Here is a 19,169-nt window from a genome sequence, read left to right as displayed (position 1 = left end):
GCTACCTGGAAAGCATGCTCACGAGGCAGCGGTGAGCCGCGGCAGTTCTCAGCCGATGGTCAGCTTGTTCTGCCAGCCGCCGCTGATGATCTCCGTGCCCGAGCCGCTCAGGGCTGTGCGGCTGCCGGCGTAGAAGCGCACCGTGCCGTCCACCCTCAGGGTCCAGATGTCGGGGATGTCGTCCCCGTTGGCGTCCGGGGTGCCGAAGACGAACCTGATGTTGGAACTGCTCCAGCCGGAGGCTCCGTACTCGGTGTCAGCGCCTCCCGAGGAGGCGGCCGCCGAGGCGAGTGAACCTGTGTCGACCCCGCTGGTCGCGGTGTCCTTGATGCCCTTGCGCAGCAGCAGACGCCCACTGACGTCCGAACGGTAGACGAAGTCGGTGACGCCGTCGCCGGAGACGTCCTGGGCGGCCACGAGGTCACGTTCCGTCCAGGACGACGCGGACAGTCGCCGGGCCTCGTCCACAGTGGCGCCGTTGTACCCGATCAGCGCCCACAACGCGTCGCCGACCGTGAGGAAGAAGTCGGGCTTGCCGTCGCCCGTGGCATCGCCCGCCGAGACGATCTGGGTGATGGTCGCGGGATCGGGCGCGCCCGGCGGAAGCAGGATTTCCTGTCGCCTGCCGATGTCGACCGCCCCGTAGCCGTCGCCCGGATACACCCACAGTTTGCCCTCGCGCACCGCGATCAGGTCCTGGAGGCCGTCGCCACCGTAGACGTCGCCGAGATGGGCGATCAGAGTGCTCTTCCAGTAGCCCGAGGGCGGTGCCACGTACAGGGGCACGTCGCCGTCTCCACCGTTGGGGTCCTTGGCGGGATTCTCGCGGTAGGCGCCGGACATGGAGTACCCGAGCATGCCGGTGCCCTTGGACAGGTCGGCCGTGGCGCGCTCCGGGTACATCCGCAGATTGCCGTTCGCGTCCACGACCATCAGGTCGGGGAGGTTGTCGCCGGTGAAGTCGCCGGGGGCGTCGGCGTCGTCGCGCGGTGTCACGTAGAAGAAGTACTTCCGCGGGTCGGACACGTTCCCCGCGTCGTCAACGGCCCGTACGTACAGCACATTGGGTCCCGCGAGCGGAGGCTTGGCGTTGGACCAGGTGGTCAGTGTCGAGGTGGCCGCGCCGTTCGTCCTGGTGGAGGAGCCGGTGTAGGTGGGCGCGTTGAAGCCGTACTCGTACTTCACGACATCGGTCTGCGAGGCCTTGAAGGTGAAGGAGCCCGCTGTACCGAACTTGACGGTGCTCCACTTGGAGTCCTCGTCGTCGTTCCCGAAGCCGTTGTCCTTCGCGTCCGCGTCGGGGAACTGCGTCGAGGTGACGACGGGCGGAGTGGGCCGTGAGCTGTCGAAGACGAAACGGCAAGGGATCTTCTTCGGCGCGTACGCGGAGACGGTGCCCCGTTTGTCGACCGATTTCGCCCGCCAGGAGTACTTGACGCCGTTCTTGAGCCCGCTGGTGGAGAACGGACTGGTATGCACCCGGGCGGAGTCGGTCTGACTGCCTACCGAAACGGTGCCTTTGGCGCCGAGCAGGTTGCCGCTGCCGCCCGTCGGCCACAACTCGAAGCGCACGGAGGCCAGGTTGGAGTCCTTGTCGCTGGAGTTCGCCCAGAAGGTGATCGAGGAGGCGCCGACATTGATGTACGGCGAGCTGGTGTCGCAGGACAGGTCGGGGTCGAGGTCCAGGTGCGAGGGCGCGGCGGGCGGCCGGTTGTAGACCAGTTCGACGTACGGGTCGTTGCCGCCGTCGGCCTGGAACTTCTTCCAGCTGTACGCGGAGTTCTCGTCGCCGGCGCGCATGCCGATGGTCATCGTGTCCCAGCCGCCCGCCACGGCCTTTTGCGCGGCGGACTTGACGTCGAAGGCCTCGTAGTCGTCCGGACAGGTCCCCGACTTGTAGCCGTGCGCGAAGCTCTTGCTCGCGAGCTTGTTGCCCGCCGTCATCTTCGGGGCGTTGTTCCAGTTCGTCTTGTTGCTGATCGGCCCGGTCAGATACACGTTCATGGTGCGGGCGCTGCACGACCAGGAGTAGGTTTCCAGGGCGTGCAGCTTGGCGCTGATGACGGACGCGCCCTTCAGGTCCGGGTTCCAGTCGATGCTGAAGAACGAGCGGCCGGTGCCCCAGGTGTCGGACTCGAAGCCGACGCGTGCTTCATGCGTCCCTTTGTTGAAGTTCCGTCCGTTGTAGAAGTTCGCCTTCGGGTAGCGGCTGTACGCCGTCGTCCAGTCGTTGGTGTGCTTGCTCACCGACGGGTCGATGAAGACCGGGTAGACGGTGTCCGGGTCGGTGAGGAAGCCCTGGTCCGGCGTCAGGGTCCAGGTCGAGCCGTTCAGATCCGTCTCGACGACCGTGCCGCGCGAATCAGGCTCCGGCCCCGCCAGTGACGGCAGGTCGAGTGTTGCCGCCGCGCCACTGTGGGTGGGATCCGGGGACGCCTCGGCCGGTACGGAGGGCTCGGCCGCCTCGCTCTCGGTGGCCGATGGGTCGGGAGCCTCGTCGGTCGCGTCGGACAGAGCCTCGTTGTCGGTGTCAGCCTCGTCACCGTCGTTGACGCTGTCACTGGGCTCGGGCGAGGCGTCCGTCGGCGACTCCGAGTCGTCCGGCGCACCGATGACGTCCGAGGACAGGCTTTCGGACGCGGTCGGCGAGGCGCTGCTGCCTGCCTGACCGTCAGTGAGCGCCGGGGTGCCGGAGTTGTCCCACATCAGCGGGGTGGAGGAGACCGCCACCTCCTCGCCGTCCGTGTCGTCGGCGCTGACGATGCCGGTCGTCGGGTCCAGCGAGAAGCTCAGATCGGGAGAGGACAGGCCGTACGAAAGTTGCGCCACACGGGGATCGGCCGCTGCCTGACGGGACTTGACCACCAGCAACTGCGCGAAGCCGCCGTCGTCCGCCGTCAGCACCAGGTCCGCTCCCGGCAGGATCTCGGGGTAGAGCGCGCGGGAGCCGTCGATGACGGGCGTCGGTATGGCGCCGGGCCAGGTCAGGACGATGTCGTGATCAGCCGTGCTGAGTGTCACCAGCGCGCTGGAAGTCGTGGCGTCCGCCTGCGCGAGCAGCGGCATCCTGCGTACACCCGTGCCGCGATCGGCCCGCTCGTCACCTGGCCGGGTGCCGGCTCGCGTACCTCCCGAGAAGGTCATCCGTACGTTGGTGGCCCTGGGAGACCAGCCTTCCGCGGTGTGTGTGAGGGTCGTGTCGATCGCCCGCCAGGTCCCACCGACCTTGGCCCGGATCGGCGTGGAGTGGACCCGGCGCTGCAGCAGCCCATCCGGCCGCGCCCATGTGGTCTCGTACGCCGTGCGCAGTCCGGTGACCTCGACCGGCTTTCCGGTCCGCGCTGCCTTCGCCGCCGCGTCGGCCTCGCTCAGCGGTGCGCTGTGCGGGGCTTGCGTGCCGGTTTGCGGCCGGCCGCCGTCGCCGTTCAGTCCGGCATACGTCAGACCGGAGGCCGCGACGGCGGCCACGACGGCTGTCGCGGTGATCCGGCGACCCGCCATGCGGCGCCATCTGCTCGGCCGTGTGGTCGTCATGCGCGCGTTCCCTTTCCCCCGTCGGACAACGGGACCAGATCATGTCCGAAGGAGCAGCGGCCGTCACGCGCCCGTTTTCGATGGCCATCTCATTGCGGTCTGTTGGGGTGTCATTGGGTCCGATTTTGAACGTACATGACCGCTACGCGACGTGATGATCACCACTAAGCCACAGGGAACTCTGGCTTTACCCACAACTCCCCCACAAAATCAGGCCGTTCTTGATGCGGCCTTACCTGTGCGCAGCGCTGTCTGCTCATTCGGCCGCTTCATGCCGTTCGGGGGGTCTGCTGTGCCTGTCTTCACGTCCGTGCGCCGCTCACGCGGCCGCCGTTCCGCTCTGCTCCCGGCCATGGGCCTCGCGCTGGCGACGGCGCTGCTGCCGACGGAGGCCATGGCGGCGCCTCCGGATCCGGCCAGCGCCGAAGTGCCGCGCGAGGACGTCACGTTGGAGCAGTTGGCCGCCGAGCCGCTGGTCAGCGGCTCGACCCGCGACGCCAAGCTCGACAGCATCGCGGTCGACACCCCCGAAGCCCAGCACGAGGCGCCGGCCGGCACCACCACCCCGGCCGTGTCCGGCACCGCCGCCATCTCCTTCGGCGGCACCACTCAGACGGCCGCCCTGGGCGGCACCACCACGGTGAGCCCGGTGGACTACACGCCCGCCGGCGCGCTCCCCGTCAAGCTCGGCCGGGCCCCGGACGCCCCCGCGCCGACCGGCACTTGGCAAGTGGCCGTGTCCGCCCGCACGGCAGCCGAGTCCGATGGCGTCGACGGCGCGGTGGTCACCGTGACCGCGCCCGCCACCGGATCGGTGCCGATCTCGGTCCAGCTCAGCTACAAGACGTACGAGAACCTCTACGGCGCCGACTGGGCCTCCCGCCTGCAGTTCGTGCAGTTCCCCGAGTGCTACCTCACCACCCCCGACCTGGAGGAGTGCCGGTCCTACACAGAGTTGGAGACGGTCAACGACCCCGACTCCAGGACCGTCACCGCCACCGTCGACACCGCTGCCGACGGCACGGTCTCCTCCGCCTCGGCGACCAGCGCCTCGGCGTCTTCGGGAGTCCGCCAGGCGTCGTATGTCCGTCAGGCGGCGGCCACCGGTGACAAGGCGGTGGTCGGTGCGGTGGATTCGGGTTCGGGTCCGGGCGGCACGTTCAAGGCGACACCGCTCGCCGCTGACGGCAAGTGGAGCGCCGGTGGTTCGTCGGGCGCCTTCACCTGGTCGTACCCCCTGCAGGTGCCGCCCACCCCGGCCGGTCCCAAGCCTGACATCTCGTTCGACTACAACTCGCAGGCCGTGGACGGCAAGACGGCGACCACATCTCCGCAGGCCTCCTGGATCGGAGAGGGCTGGGACTACGACCCGGGCCACATCGAGCGGCGGTACCGCACCTGCAAGGACGACCGCGAGGACATCGGCGCCGGAGCGGCCAACAACAAGGAGAAGAAGTACAAGACCTCGGACCTGTGCTGGGTCTCGTACAACGCCGTGCTGACGCTGGGCGGCAAGACCACCGAACTGGTGCGCGTGGGCAGCTCCGACACCTACCGGCCGGAGCAGGACGACGGCACCAGGGTGGAGCACCGCACCGGCGCGGACAACGGTGACGACAACGGCGAGTACTGGGTCGTCACCACCAATGACGGTACCCAGTATTTCTACGGTCTGGACAAGGTCGGGGGCGGTCACGCCGACACCGACTCCGTCTTCACCGTCCCGGTCTACGGCAACCACCCCGACGAGCCCTGCCACAAGGACGCCTTCGCCGACTCGCGCTGCGACCAGGCCTGGCAATGGGGTCTGGACAAGGTCGTCGACGTCCACGGCAACGCGATGGTCGTCGACTGGCAGCCGGAGACCAACTACTACGCCGCCAACAAGAAGTTCAAAAACCCGGTGAAGTACGTCCGCGGCGGCTACCCCACCAGCATCGAGTACGGGCTGCGCACCTCGGACCTCACCAAGCCCTCCGCGAAGGTCGTCCTCGACGCCGGGCAGCGCTGCCTGGAGACCGACGGCTCCTGCGCCGCCGAGAAGTTCGACGACACCAAGAACCCTGCCTCTTACCGCCCCTGGTGGGACAGCCCGGGCAACCTCAACTGCAAGTCCGGCTCCAAACTGTGTCCGGCCTTTCCATCGTTCTGGACCCGGATGCGCCTGGCGTCCGTGACCACCTACGGCGCCCGTCTCGGCGTCACCGGGCTGGCCAAGGTGGACACGTACACCCTCCATCAGTCCTTCCCCCGCGACTGGTACAACACCTCCCCCGGGCTCTGGCTGAACGCCATCACCCGCACCGGCTACGCACCCGGTGACAGCACCGGCACCACGCTGACGACGGCCGGTGTCAGTTTCGGCGCCTACGTCGTGGACAAGAACGATCCGCTCGGCGGTTATCTCAAGGACCAGCAGCTGCCCAACCTCGTTCCCCGTTACAAGGACGATCCGCGCCCCGGCTTCACCCGCCCGCGGATCGGCACGGTGTCCACGGAGAACGGCGGTGATATCGAGATCGTCTACAAGGGCGGTTGCAGGACCGAGCCCTCCGTGGCGCCGGAGAGCAACCAGGGCACCTGTTATCCGGTGCGCTGGTCCCCGGACGGCGACCTGGAGAAGCCCGCTCTGGCCTGGTTCAACAAGTACGTCGTGCACTCGGTCACCGAGACCGACAGGATCACCGGCGTATCGGACCGCATCACCAGCAAGTACACCTACTCCGGAGCCGCCTGGGGCAAGGACGACGACGAGTTCTCCAAGCCTTCCCTGCGCACCTACGGCGTCTGGCGCGGCTACCAGCAGGTCACCACGGTCAAGGGTGCCAAGAACAGCGCCGGCGTCGGTGTGTTCCAGACCCAGTCGTTCTCCGTCAAGCGCTATTTCCGGGGCGCGGGTGGCGCGGTCAAGGACTCCAAGGGCGAGGTCACCCTCGTCGCCGACGACGCACCCCCGTACGCGGGCGTGATCGCCGAGGCGATCTCCTACGACGGCACGGGCGGTCGCGTCCTCCAGCGCACCCTGAACTTCCCGTGGTCGAAGCAGACCGCCTCCCGTGACCGGGACGGGGGCCTGTCCCCCCTGCTCGCCCAGCGCACGGGTATCAAGCGCACCGACGACATCCAGACGGTCGGCTCCAGTTGGCAGGCGGTGCGCACAGAGACCGAGGTCGACTCGGACTACGGCCTGCCGGTACAGGTGCAGACCGAAGTGGTCAAACCGAACGGCACCGGCGGTGAGACGCTCAGCGACTACACCTGTGCGAAGACCGACTACGTCGCCAATGAGTCGGCCCACCTCATCGGGTTGCCCAAGCAGGTCCGCAAGACCGCGACGTCGTGTGCGGACTACGACAAGGCCGATCCGGCGACCCAGCTGATCGAGGCCACCCGGGTCAGCTACGACGACGGTGCCTGGGGCGCGGCCCCGACCAGGGGCCTTGCCACCAGTTCCGCGTCGACCAATGGCGCCGGCACCTCCTATTCGGTGGTCACCGGCACCACCTACGACCCGCTCGGCCGGGTCCGGAAGGTGACGGACGCACTCGAGAAGACCACCGAGACCCAGTACACCCCCGGTGACGCAGGAGGACCGGTCACCGCCATCAAGACCATCAACGCGAAGGGCCACGCCTCGGTCAGCACCATCGATCCCGGGCGCGGCCTGACTCTCACCATCACCGACCCCAACGGCCGGGTCGTCCGCAACGAGTACGACGCCCTCGGCCGTCTGGTGAAGGGCTGGACCGCCGCACGTTCATCCGGCGACCAGAGCCCCGACGTAGTGATCAACTACCAGATGGCGACGGCCACGGCCACGGTGACCAAGCCGACGGCAGTGACCGTCAAAAGCCTGAAGGACAACGGCGAGTACGCCAGACAGGTCACCATCTACGACGGCCTGATGCGTCCGATCCAGACCCAGAGCGACGCGCACGGCCCCGGCCGGATCATCACCGACACCCGCTACGACGACCATGGCCTGGTCCGCGAGCAGACCGGAAGCTACCTCGCCAAGGGCGATCCGGTTGCCGCGCAGTTCAAGCGGGCGAGCGACTCCATGGTTCCCAGTCTCAAAAGGACCACCTACGACGGCATGGAGCGCCCGGTCAGGACGACCACGGTCCACAGCGGCAAGGCCGTGTACTCGGACAGCACCACCTACGGTGACAACTGGACACTCAGGCGGCCGGCCGGCGGCGCGACCCCGGCGGTCAAGTCGTGGACCGACGCGCTCGGCCGGGTCAACCTCATTCAGCACTACACCGATGTCGGGCTGAGCCACTGGCGCAACACCGAGTACAGCTACGACCCCCGCGGCAACCGCACCAGGATCAAGGACGCGGCCGGCAACCTGTGGACGTCCACCTACGATGCCCGCGGCCGCCTGACCGATTCCACCGACCCGGACACCGGCGCCTCGTCCTTCGGTTACGACGACCTGGACCGCACGGTCAGTGTCACCGACTCCTCACTGAAGACCGTCTACACCTCCTACGACGAGATCGGGCGTGTCACCGCGTCCCGCGAGGGTTCTCCCGACGCAGCCCCTGTCAAGGAGTTCACCTACGACCCGGCCGGCGCCCTGGGTCAGCCGGCTTCCTCCATACGCCACGACGCCACCGGCGACTACATCACCCGCGTCACCGGTTACGACACCGAGTACCGGCCCACGGGGGGCGAGATCGTCATCCCCGCGAACGCGAACACGGCAGGCCTTTCCGGCACGTACAAGTACAGCTACACCTACACGCCCGGCGGCAAGCCGCTGAGCGTCACGCTGCCCGCGGTCGGCGGACTGGCCCAGGAGAAGGTCGTCACCCGCTACGACGCCGACGGCCTCCCCGTGTCGACCTCCGGCCTCAGCTGGTACACCAGCGACGTCACCTACTCCCCGTACGGTGAACCCCTCCGGACCGTCAGCGGACCCCAGCCCTACCGGGTGTGGACCAGTAACTTCATCGACGAACACACCGGGCGCCTGCAACGGACGGTGTGGGACCGGGAGACCGCGAACTCCCACCGCTTGGCCGACAGTTACTACTCGTACGACCGCGCCGGAAACGTCACCTCCACAGCGCGCAAGCTCACCGACGGAACGACCTCCGTCTGGGACAACCAGTGCTTCACCTACGACAACATGGGCGAACTGGTCCACGCCTGGACCTCCAGCGCCGCCGTCGGTACCGTCGGCACGGGCTGCAAGTCGGCCTCGGGCACGGTGTGGGGTTACCGCGAGGACGGCCAGACCTCCGCCGGTCCGATCGCCGAGGCCGCCGCGACCGACTCCGCCGGGAAAATCGTCGACATCTCCGCGTCGCTGGCGGGCGCGGCTCCGGCCTCCGGCACCGTCGCAACCGGCAGCACGGCCTACTGGCAGTCGTTCACCTTCGACACCATCGGCAACCGTGCCTCGCTGACCGAGCACAACCCGGCCGACTCCGCGCTGGACGAGACCAGTACGTACTCCTACGGCACGCTGGTGAGCGGCAACGGCACCAGTGCTCCGAAGCTGGCCCAGCCACACACGCTCACCAAGACCGACCCGGCGACCGGCGCCGACCTCATCTACGTCAATGACGCGACGGGCAACACCAAGACCCGGACCTTGACCGGTGGCAGCCAGAGCCTCGTCTGGAACACCGAGAACAAGGTCACGGACGTCACCGGATTCGGTGACGGCGCGGGCGCGGTCGTCGGCCTGTCCGGCAAGTGCCTCGACGACACCAGCAGTTCCACCGCCGACGGCAGCGCGATTCAGCTCTACCGCTGCAACAACAGCGCCGCGCAGCAGTGGAAGCCGTCCGGTGACACCCTGCGCGTAATGGGCAAATGCGCCAGCGCCAACGGCACGGCCAACGGCACCAAGATCCTGCTTGCCACCTGCGACGGCAGCGCCACCCAGAAGTTCACCGTTCGCGCCTCGGACCAGAGCCTTTACAACCCGGCCTCCGGCAAGTGCGTCGACGTACCCAGTTCCAACGACGCCGACGGCACCGACCTGCAGCTGTACACCTGCAACGGCAGTGCTGCTCAGCAGTGGACCCTCGCCGATCACACGTCGTACGTCTACGACGCCGAGGGCAACCGCATCCTCCAGCATTCCGCGGCCGGCAGCGTGCTCTACCTCGGCGAGACCGAAGTCTCCGCGGACGTCAAGGGCAACGCCGTCCAGGCCACCCGCACGTACACGCACAAAGGCGCGCCGTCGGTGGTCCGCTCCACCAAGTACGGCAGTGCCACGGGGCACAAGCTCAGTGTTCTGCTCAGTGATCCGCTCGGCACGGCCACCATGTCGGTGGACGAGACCAGCGGGCAGCCCTACACGCGACGCTTCTTCAAGCCCTATGGAGAGGTCCGCGGCACCAAGCCGACAAACTGGCCAAACAGTCGTTCGTATCTCGGTAGTGGCATCGACGACACCAGTACCGCCCTCACCCACCTGGGCGCGCGCGAGTACGACCCGTCCACCGGGCGCTTCCTGTCCGCCGACCCGGTCATCGACACGGCCGATCCGCTCCAGATCAACGGCTACGCCTACAGCCACAACAACCCCACGACGCAGAGCGACCCGACCGGGCTGTACGACCCGGACCGGATGCAGTACGAGCAGGAACAGGCGCGGAAGAAGCGAGCGGAAGAAGAGCGAAAGCGCAAGGCTCGGGCCGAGGCCTTCAAGAAGGTCCGTGAGAAGTACACCCTGGCTCACGACACCACGATTCTGATGGCCAAGTCATGGCTGGTGATGGTCCAGCCGCACGGTGGCGGCGTCGTGACGGTCGATCTGCAACAGACCGCGAAACTCCGCGATTCCGAGAATTGGATCAAGGGCGGGTCAAGCGAGCATCCCGGAAAGGAAGACGGCTGGGCCGACCTTCTGTACTGGACCGACGACAGCGTTTACGTCTGGGATGTGAAGCACGGCGGCGGAGAAGCGGAACGCAAGGGAGGAAAGGAAGTGACGGACAAGGTCAAGTACCTGCAGAAGCAGCTCAACGACATGGGCATGGGACACCTGAAAGCCAAGGTCGGATTCGACATACCGCCCCAGGCCGGCATCAACAACTTCAAGAAGAACGAATGGGTCGAGTCGTACCCGTCCACTCGGAGCAAGGGCGTGATCGCCTACAAGACCAAGGAGATCAAACGGATCACGCTACCCGAACCGCAAGTCCAGGAGCAGGAACAGGAAAAAGAGGATTCATGGTGGGAGAAAACCCAGAACTGGTGGCATGAGAACATCACGAACCATGACTGGTCCAACAATCCTTGGATGCCCAAGAGCCCGGTCGGAGGTGGTATCCCGATGCCGCTTCCAGTCATCCCATGAGCCGACGGTACAATGAGGGCCCCCTGAGACCTGTGGATCGGAGCAGTTGGCGATGGATATGACGCTTCGCAGGCTTTCCGCCGCGGATGCGGACAAGGGATTCCGGCACGTCGTAACCGGATTCTCGGGTGAACGCAGCGGTGTGGAGAGCGAATGCTTTCTCGGCCGCGAGTGGGAAGTCCTGGAGCAGATCCTGTTGAGTCAGGGCCCCGAGGAGGTCAGCGAACTCCCCATCACCATGGGCGATCTCCTCGGTGACGACGACCTCGGCACCGCCTGCTTCTACCTCCCGCCGGACGAGGTGTCGGTCGCAGCCCGTTTCCTGGTCTCCATCGACGTCGAACGGTCCGTCGCCGGTCAGGCCGACGAGATCGCGAGGACGTTTCGCAACGGCGACATCCCGGACGGCTACCTGGAAATCCTCGGCCGTTACCTGAAGAAAGTCCGTGATCTTTACACCGCTGCCGACCAGGCAGGTGAAGGCGTTGCGAAACTCGTCCAGGGCTGAGACCCTCCGCCCCGCACCGCGGCCACTGAGGGTTGCGGCCGTCGTGAGCACCACAGGCGCACTGCTGACCCTCCTCGTCGGCTGCGGCACGACACCGGCTTCCCCGGGTGCATCGACGTCCCTGGGGACGTCCACAACCGAGGCCGCGGGCCGGACTTCGACGGCGATCGACATCGAGCAGAATCTGAAGACCGCCGTCCACGCGGGTGGCCTGTCCCTGTTGGACGAGCCCACCAGGGACGAGCGGGGCTGTGTCGTGGGTTACCTGCTCCAGCAGTTGGCCCAGAACGGGCCCGACCCCGTGGCCGCTGCGGTAACGAGCCTTCAGGACGACGGCTGGGGTGGCGAGCGTCGCACTCAGGTGAAGGGGATGCGGCGGATAACCCTCACCAAGGATGGCTGGACTCTCCGCGTTCGCGACTATTCGGCCCAGCCGACCAAACGTGGCTTCGTCGCGCTGCTGGCCACGAAGGCAGGCTGCAAGCCGTCCGGGAACGGCTGACACGGTAAGCCGCCGAAAGCCCGAAGAGGGTTCTCCGATGCAAGTCGGAGGCCTCTCCCCGGCAAAGACGCAGAAGGCGGCAGACGAGTCGGGCTGTACGCCGGGTTCTGTTCCGAGGGGTCCTCGCGGGCCCCTCGGCGACGGCCATCCATCTAGGACCGGCGTTGCCGCCGGCCTCGTGCGGTCTACCCGGGGACTCGGGCGGGCAGCCCTCGAACGTCCCCGCAGAGCGCCTTTCACAGCGCTCCTCTTGACCTTGCTCCGGGTGGGGTTTACCTAGCTGCCCAGGTCGCCCTGGGCACTGGTGGTCTCTTACACCACCGTTTCACCCTTACCGAGGGTCGAGACCCCCGGCGGTTTGCTTTCTGTGGCACTGTCCCGCGAGTCGCCTCGGGTGGCCGTTAGCCACCACCCTGCCCTGTGGAGCCCGGACGTTCCTCGGGAAGCCCCCTGAGGGACTCCACGCGGCCGCCCGCCCGGCTCGTCTGCCGTGTCGGCCATGTTACCGGGCTCGGGCCTCCCCTCGTTCCGGGCGGGGGTCCGGACCGCCGCGGCGGAACAGCCGGCGGGTGGCGGCCGGGGCCTCGGGGCCGGTCGGCACCGGCCCTGCGGCCCCCCGAGGCGCCGAGGTCAGCGTCGCCAGCACCGATCCCGCCAGGATGAGGGTGAAGGCCACGGCGATGGTCGCGGTGAAGCTCTCGCCGAGGAACAGCGCTCCCGCCGCCACCGCCACCGCCGGGTTGACGTACGTGATCACCGTGGAGCGGGTCGGGCCGATCTCCTTGATGAGCTCCAGGAAGGCGACGAAGGCCACCGCCGTGCACAGGACGCCCAGGGCGAGGAGGGACAGGAGCGCGTTCGTGGAGGGCATCGCGGTGGGCCAGGTGGCCGCCGCCGCGGGGGCGTAGACCAGGGCCGACAGGGTCAGGCAGGGGGCTATCAGTTGCAGGGTCGGGACGTCCTTCAGGCGGCGGGCCGCGATGAGGGGTGCGGTCGCGTAGCCGATCACCGTGAGCAGGACCTCCCCGAGCGAGCGGGCGTCGCCGCCGGTCAGGTGGGGGACGGTCAGGACACCGACGCCGGCCAGGCCGATCAGGAGGCCCGCGACGCGGCGGGCGCCCAGGTGCTCCCGCTCGCCGCCGAAGTAGCGCGCCGCCACCACGCCCACGATCGGCACGCCCGCGATCAGCAGGCCCGCCGTGGAGCTGGAGAGGTGGCGCTCGGCGTCCGTGAGGGTGAACCAGGGGCCCATGATCTCGATGCACGCGAAGGCCAGCATCGGGCGCCAGTGGGCGCGCAGGGTGGCCGGCAGGCCGCCCTGCCGGATCGCCAGCGGCAGGAGCAGCAGCGCGCCCACCGCGCAGCGCGCGAACACCACCGTCGACGGGGACACCTCGTCCACCGCCACTTTGATCATCAGATAGGGGATGCCCCAGACCACTCCCATCAGGGAGAACAACATCCAGCCGCGTGCAGTCATGCGGCAAGCATCGGCCTCATACCCGGGCCGCGTCTTGAACGCTGTTGCGGTACGCCGCCGGGGTCACCCCCAGCACCCGGCGGAACCAGCGCGTCAGGTGGGCCTGGTCGGCGAAGCCCACCAGAGTCGCCACCTCCGCCGGGCGCAGGCCGGCCTCCAGCAGCCCACGGGCCCGGTTCACCCGGTGCTGGGCCAGCCAGGCGTACGGCGGTACGCCCATCGTCGTACGGAACGCCCGGAGCAGCTGGTAGCGGGAGAGGCCCAGGTCCGCGGCCAGGTCGGCGAGCGACGGCGGGCAGGTCAGCTCGTCGGCCAGGCGATCCCGGACCAGCAGGGAGATGCCGTGGGCCCCGGGGACCCGGTCCGTCGCCGGTCGTGCCGTGGAGTGGCGCCGGGACAGCGCCGTCAGCAGCCACGGCAGGCGGGACTCCGCTTCCAGCGGGTCCGGGCAGGCGGCCAGTTCGGTGTGGGTCCGGCGGAAGGCGGCGGCCAGCTCGGGGTCGTCGAGGACTGGGTCCCGGAAGTGCGGTACGGCGTCCAGGGTGCCGTCCGCCAGCAGGGCCGGGTCCGCGTACAGGGCGCGGTAGGCGTAGCCGTCGGTCGCGGTGGCCGGGCCGCCGGTGTGCATCTCGCCGGGGGCCAGGACGACGATCGAACCGGGGCCGGTGCTGATGTGGCCGCCCCGGTAGTCGATGACCTCGGAGCCGCCGACGCACACCCCGATGGTGAACTCGGCGTGCGCGTGCGGGGCATAGGTGTGCCGTTCGAAGTTCGCCGTCAGCAGGTCGAGCGCCGGGCCGCAACGACCCAGTCTCGCCCGCGTCCACCGTGCCTGTTCAGCCACGTCCGCACCCCCCTCGCGCAATGGCCGTATTAAGCCCTAGGGGTGCAACGCCCGGACACCCCTTTTCCATGCCGCGTCCAGGTCGGCGCCGTCCGGAAAGCGGCCGTGGATCTCCAGGACGACCATGCCGTGCGCGAACGCCCAGGTGGCGCGGGCCAGATCCAGGTCTCCGCCGCAGGCCCGCAGGAGCGGGAGGGCGGCCCGGTCCTCCAGGCCGGCCGGCAGCCGGGTGCGCGGCAGGGGGCGTTCGGTGGCCAGGCAGTAGAGGTGCGGGTGCGCCAGGGCGTAGGCGCGGTACGCCTCGGCCAGGGCCCCCAGGGAGCCGGGGTGCCGGGTCGCGGCCGCCTCCAGGGCCGCGGCCGATTCCTCCAGCATCAGCGCGGTCAACTCCACCTCCACGGCGTGCTTGTCCGGGAAGTGCTTGTAGAGGGAGGGGGCCTTGATGCCGAGTCGGTCGGCGAGGGTGCGCATGGTGAGGTCGGCCGGGCCGGACTCCTCCAGCAGCTCCCTGGCCGCCGCGACGATCTCCCGCGCCCTTGCCGTCAGCCGGTCGTCAGTCACGCTGGAAGTCACGCTGGAAGTCACGCTGGAAGCCTTCTTTCGTGCGCAGTCCGTAGCCGAAGGCGCGATCGTACGAGATGTGGGCCAGCCAGCCGCAGAGCGCGGCGAAGGCCGGAGGCCAGAAGAAGAGGGGCTGCGCCGCGTACGCCGTGAGCAGCGCCAGCGGGACCAGCGCGCGGTGCATCGCGTTGTAGTACGGCACCGCGCGCGGCGGCAGCTGCCCCTTGGCCATCCGGGGCGCCTCGTCGAGGGCGACCAGGAAGGTCAGGTCCGGGAGGAGGAGGAAGAGCAGGGCGAAGGCGCCGGCGAGCCAGCCGTGGTTCACGCCCTCCAGGACGGCGAAGGCCGTCCAGAACAGGGCTCCGGCCAGCCAGGCCGTACGGCGGGCCACGGTTGCGGCGCTGCGGAGCCGGGGGGTGGCATCCGTGGTCGCAGTGCTTGCAGGGGTGGTCGTGGTGGTCATGACTGCCTCCCGAAGGCATATCAGCTAACGCCGTTAGCCTCGACGGTACGGCTAACGGCGTTAGCCGTCAAGGTCGGTCCGCCGGCCCAGCCGACCCCGCCGGTCCAGCCGACCCCGCCGGTCCACCCGGTCCACCCGGTCCACCCGGTCACCCGGTCACCCGGTCACACACCCGGAAACATCCGCTCCAGCGCGTCGAACGCGGCCCCCATCCGCACCCGGTGGTCCACGACGACCTCCTCGTACGGCTCGCCCGCGAGTTCACGACTCACGGAGACCACGCACACCGAGCGGTATGCGGCGACGACCACGGCCGCCGTCAGCTCCGGGTCGCCGACGCCGGCCTCGGCGAGGGCGCGGGCCAGCGCCCGCTCCACCTCCTCCGCACCCTCCCGGGCCCGGGACAGCAGCGCGGGCGAGTCGGCGACGACGGACCAGAAGCCGGCGAAGCCCTCCCCCACCCCGCCCAGCGGATGCCCCGCGTCGATGAACCGGAAGGCCAGGCGGCGCAGGGCGGCCAGCGGGGACTCACCGGGCGCGCGGTCCCGTACCGCCCCGGCGAAGGCCGCGACCGCCTCGGGAATGCGGTCGAGGAACAGGTCCTCCTTGCGCGGGAAGTAGTTGAAGACCGTCATCGCCGAGACACCGGCCGCCCGTGCGACCTCGGCGACGGTCACCCGGTCGAAGCCGTGCTCCCGGAACATCACCGTCGCGACGTTCGAGATCCGCTGCCGCGTCTCCCGCTTCTTGCGCTCCCGCAGGGACTCCCCTGGCCTGCTCTCGTCGATCACAGGAAAACTATAGCCGCTCGAAACTTTTAGTGACTACAGTTAAGTCGTGACAACGACGACGACAGAAGCCAAGAGCGACAGCGACTACGACGTGGTGGTGGTCGGCGGTGGGCCCGTCGGCCTCTTCCTCGCCGGGGAGCTGCGCCTCGGCGGTGCGCGCGTGCTGGTCGTGGAGCGGCTGGCCGAGGTGGACGAGACCATCAAGGCGGGCGGGATCAACACGGCGGGCGCGGTGGCGCTCTACCGGCGCGGGATGCTGCCCGACCTCGCCGCCGCCTGGGAGAGGAACCGGTGGCGGATGCGGGCCTTCCTCGGGGACAGGAGCGCCGACGCGCCCCGCACACCCCCGAAGTTCGCCGGGCACTTCGCCGGGATCATGATGCGCGGCGACCTGTTCGACCCCACTGACCCGGCCTTCGCCGACATCGGCCCCGCCGACGGCGTCGGGCTCGGCGTGCCGCAGGTCGAGCTGGAGCGGATCCTGGGCGCCCGTGCCGAACGGCTCGGCGTCGAGGTGCGCCGGGGCGTGGCCCTGGACGGCTTCGACCCCTACGACGACGCAGTGGTCGTACACCTCGCCGACGGCGCACAGGTCAGGGCGGGCTGGCTGGTGGGGTGCGACGGCGGGCGCAGCACCGTCCGCAAGCTCGCCGGGTTCGACTTCCCGGGCACGGAACCGGAGATCACCGGCTATCAGGCGGTCGTCGAGATGACCGGGGGCGAGCGGCTCGGGACGGGGTGGAACACGACGGATGTGGGGACGTACGTCAACGGGCCCTTCCCGGGCCGGATCCTCACCGTCGAGTTCGACGGGCCGCCCGCCGACCGTTCGGCGCCCGTCACAGCCGGGGAGCTCCAGGCCGCCCTGCGCCGGGTGTCGGGGGTGGACGAGGTGACCGTCCACAAGGTGCTCACCTCGACCCGGTTCACCGACAACGCCCGGCAGGCGAGCACCTACCGCGAGGGCCGGGTGCTGCTCGCCGGGGACGCGGCGCACGTGCACTCGCCGTTCGGCGGGCAGGGACTCAACCTCGGGCTCGGCGACGCCATGAACCTGGGCTGGAAGCTGGCCGCCGTGGTGCGGGGGTCGGCCCCCGACTCCCTCTTGGACAGCTACACCGCCGAACGGCATCCCGTCGGCGCCTGGGTGCTCGACTGGACCCGCGCCCAGATCGCCGTGATGCGCCCCGACCGGCACGCCCGCGCCTTGCGCCGGGTGGTCACCGACCTGGCGCTGACGACGACCGGGACGACCTACCTCGTCCAGCAGATCTCCGGCGTCTGGCAGCACCTCGACCTGCCCGGCGACCACCCGTTGACCGGCCACAGCGCCCCGGACCTGGAGCTCTCCGACGGCACCCGGCTCGGCGACCACCTGCACGGCGGCCGGGCCGTGCTCCTCGACCTCGCCGACGACCCCACGCTGCGCGGCCTCGCGGAGGGGTACGCCGACCGGGTCGACGTGCTGACCGTCGCCTGCCCCGCGCGTCCGGGGCTGACCGGTCTGCTCGTACGGCCGGACGGCTTCGTCGCCTGGGCCGCGGACGAGGACGAGGACGACAAGGGGGACGACGACCGGGACGCCCTCAAGGACGCCCTCACCCGCTGGTTCGTCGCCGCCTGACCCTCGTACGCGGGCTCACGCGGGGGTGAACCGGATCTTCGCCGTGCCCGGATCGGCCTCGATCAGACGCACCGGCAGCCGCTCGCCCAGCGGAAGAGGCGTCCCGTCCTCGATCCGGCCTATGACGGCGGGCTCCTGCAACACCACCCGCCCCACGGTCGGCCGGTGCTCCTCGACCTCCACCACGCAGCCGTCGAACACCTCCCCCACCCGGTCCTTGAGCAGGGCCGCCTCGACGATGTCGACGCACTCCCGCTCCACCGTGCCCGCCCGCCGCGCGCCTTCGGCCATCTCCTTGGGCAGCGTGTCCAAGCCGATGAGGACCCAGTCGGGCGGGGTCTCGCCGGCCGCCGCGGCGAGGCAGATCTCGGACGCGTAGCGGTCGGCGAGGCGGCGCAGGGGCGCGGTGCAGTGGGCGTAGGGGGCGGCGACGGCCGCGTGGGTGGTGGCCGCGGGCAGGGCGCCGTCCCGGAAGACCGTGTAACCGGCGCCGCGCAGCAGGGTCGTGCACTCCTGGAGGAAGGCGGCGTGGCGGGGGCGGCGCGGGTTCAGGGAGCGGATCAGGGCCGCGTAGGAGACGTGGTGCGGCCACTCGATGCGCAGGGCCTGCGCGGTGCGGCGCAGCCGGGCCACGGCGCCGTCGGGGGCGGTCGGCAGGGTGCGCAGCACGCCGGTGCCGTGGGCCAGCATCATCTCGGCGGCGGCCATGCCGGTGAGCAGGGAGATCTGGGCGTTCCAGGCGTCGGTGGGCAGGGGGGCGCGGTAGCCGAGGCGGTAGGTGTGGTCGTACTCGACTATCTCCTGTTCCGGCACGTTGAGCGAGATGCCGCCGCGCTCCACCTCCAGCAGCTCGCGCGCCTCGCCGATCTCCCTGAGCAGGGCCAGGGGTTCCTCGGCGGTGCCGTCGTCGATCCGCTGCTGCACGCCCGCGTAGTCGAGCTTGGCCCGGCTGCGGACGAGGGCCCGGCGGACGTCGGCGGCGCGGGTACGGCCCTCCGCGTCCAGGTCGACGGTCCACAGGACGGCCGGGCAGGTCTGGCCGGGGAGCAGGCTCGCCGCGCCCTCGCTCAGGACGGCGGGGTGCAGCGGGATCCGCTCGTCGGGGAAGTAGAGCGTGGTGACCCGGTGGTGCGCCTCCGAGTCCAGCGCGCCGCCCGGTACGACGAAGGCGGCGACGTCCGCGATGGCGTACCGGACGCGGTAGCCGCCGTCGTGCCGGGACAGGTGCATCGCCTGGTCGAGGTCCCGCGCGGTGGGCGGGTCGACCGTGAAGAACGGGATGTCGGTCGCGTCGTGGGCGGGCACGGCCGGGGCCTTCGCGGCGCTCTCGGCCTCCGCGAGGACCTCGGGCGGAAAGCTCTCGGGGACGGCGAGCTCGGTCCTGAGCGCGGCGAGCGCGGCCCGCAGGGGGGCCTCGGGGGCGCCGTGGACGCGGATGTGGCGGCGGGGCATAGGTCGAGCGTAGTCACATCGCCCGGCTCCGGCGTCTTACGCTGGCGCGAAGCGCCGGTGACGAACGGCGGTCACGAACG

Annotated in this window: 11 protein-coding genes and 1 other RNA gene; 4 read left to right on the top strand and 8 right to left on the bottom strand. The window is 69.5% G+C overall.

The features are described 5' to 3' along the window. Positions 1-48: 48 nt before the first annotated feature. Complete coding sequence (locus tag AB0958_RS31555) at positions 49-3,534, bottom strand: DNRLRE domain-containing protein (protein ID WP_366893886.1); 3,486 nt, start codon at positions 3,532-3,534, stop codon at positions 49-51. A 310-nt stretch (positions 3,535-3,844) separates the two neighbouring features. Between AB0958_RS31555 and AB0958_RS31550 the strand changes: the two genes are divergently transcribed. The 3 genes from AB0958_RS31550 to AB0958_RS31540 are packed head-to-tail and all read left to right on the top strand — an operon-like array spanning position 3,845 to position 11,874. Beyond that, on the top strand, positions 3,845-10,864 hold the full coding sequence (locus AB0958_RS31550; RefSeq protein WP_366893885.1) for a ricin-type beta-trefoil lectin domain protein: 7,020 nt from the start codon (positions 3,845-3,847) through the stop codon (positions 10,862-10,864). Between the two features lie 52 nt (positions 10,865-10,916). Further along, complete coding sequence (locus tag AB0958_RS31545) at positions 10,917-11,372, top strand: hypothetical protein (RefSeq protein ID WP_366893884.1); 456 nt, start codon at positions 10,917-10,919, stop codon at positions 11,370-11,372. Positions 11,373-11,415: 43 nt separating this feature from the next. Beyond that, positions 11,416-11,874, top strand: coding sequence for a hypothetical protein (locus AB0958_RS31540; RefSeq protein ID WP_366893883.1), 459 nt, complete (start codon positions 11,416-11,418; stop codon positions 11,872-11,874). Positions 11,875-11,954: 80 nt separating this feature from the next. On the opposite strand, the gene rnpB is transcribed toward AB0958_RS31540, so the two are convergent. From rnpB to AB0958_RS31510, 6 genes are all read right to left on the bottom strand, one after another. Beyond that, positions 11,955-12,358, bottom strand: an RNA gene (gene rnpB / locus AB0958_RS31535) — RNase P RNA component class A. An 18-nt stretch (positions 12,359-12,376) separates the two neighbouring features. Then, positions 12,377-13,354 carry a DMT family transporter gene (locus AB0958_RS31530; protein ID WP_366893882.1) on the bottom strand — a complete coding sequence of 326 codons (978 nt, stop codon included), beginning with the start codon at positions 13,352-13,354 and terminating at the stop codon, positions 12,377-12,379. Positions 13,355-13,370: 16 nt separating this feature from the next. Beyond that, positions 13,371-14,198, bottom strand: a complete 828-nt coding sequence (locus AB0958_RS31525) for an AraC family transcriptional regulator (protein ID WP_366893881.1) — start codon at positions 14,196-14,198, stop codon at positions 13,371-13,373. Positions 14,199-14,234: 36 nt separating this feature from the next. Then, on the bottom strand, positions 14,235-14,744 hold the full coding sequence (locus AB0958_RS31520; protein WP_366893896.1) for a TetR/AcrR family transcriptional regulator: 510 nt from the start codon (positions 14,742-14,744) through the stop codon (positions 14,235-14,237). A gap of 7 nt (positions 14,745-14,751) precedes the next feature. After that, positions 14,752-15,222 carry a DUF4260 family protein gene (locus AB0958_RS31515; protein WP_366893880.1) on the bottom strand — a complete coding sequence of 157 codons (471 nt, stop codon included), beginning with the start codon at positions 15,220-15,222 and terminating at the stop codon, positions 14,752-14,754. A 164-nt stretch (positions 15,223-15,386) separates the two neighbouring features. Next, positions 15,387-16,013 (bottom strand): TetR/AcrR family transcriptional regulator, encoded by a 627-nt coding sequence (locus AB0958_RS31510; RefSeq protein ID WP_366893879.1) that lies wholly within the window; start codon positions 16,011-16,013, stop codon positions 15,387-15,389. A gap of 46 nt (positions 16,014-16,059) precedes the next feature. Here AB0958_RS31510 and AB0958_RS31505 point away from each other — a divergent pair, with 46 nt between their 5' ends. Further along, positions 16,060-17,637, top strand: coding sequence for an FAD-dependent monooxygenase (locus tag AB0958_RS31505; RefSeq protein ID WP_366893878.1), 1,578 nt, complete (start codon positions 16,060-16,062; stop codon positions 17,635-17,637). Positions 17,638-17,652: 15 nt separating this feature from the next. Here the strand turns inward: AB0958_RS31505 and AB0958_RS31500 are convergent, their stop codons facing one another. After that, on the bottom strand, positions 17,653-19,089 hold the full coding sequence (locus AB0958_RS31500) for an RNB domain-containing ribonuclease (RefSeq protein WP_366893877.1): 1,437 nt from the start codon (positions 19,087-19,089) through the stop codon (positions 17,653-17,655). Positions 19,090-19,169 lie beyond the last annotated feature (80 nt).

The organism is Streptomyces sp. NPDC006655, assembly GCF_040703965.1.
GTDB lineage: Bacteria > Actinomycetota > Actinomycetes > Streptomycetales > Streptomycetaceae > Streptomyces.
Note: the sequence above shows the minus strand (reverse complement) of the source record. Positions and strands in the feature narration are given on the sequence as shown.

What these genes read in the sequence shown, in the direction of transcription:
- AB0958_RS31555 (WP_366893886.1), bottom strand. Translation starts at nt 3,534, where the DNA reads ATGACGACCACACGGCCGAGCAGATGGCGCCGCATGGCGGGTCGCCGG.
- AB0958_RS31545 (WP_366893884.1), top strand. Translation starts at nt 10,917, where the DNA reads ATGGATATGACGCTTCGCAGGCTTTCCGCCGCGGATGCGGACAAGGGA.
- AB0958_RS31530 (WP_366893882.1), bottom strand. Translation starts at nt 13,354, where the DNA reads ATGACTGCACGCGGCTGGATGTTGTTCTCCCTGATGGGAGTGGTCTGG.
- AB0958_RS31515 (WP_366893880.1), bottom strand. Translation starts at nt 15,222, where the DNA reads ATGACCACCACGACCACCCCTGCAAGCACTGCGACCACGGATGCCACC.
- AB0958_RS31500 (WP_366893877.1), bottom strand. Translation starts at nt 19,089, where the DNA reads ATGCCCCGCCGCCACATCCGCGTCCACGGCGCCCCCGAGGCCCCCCTG.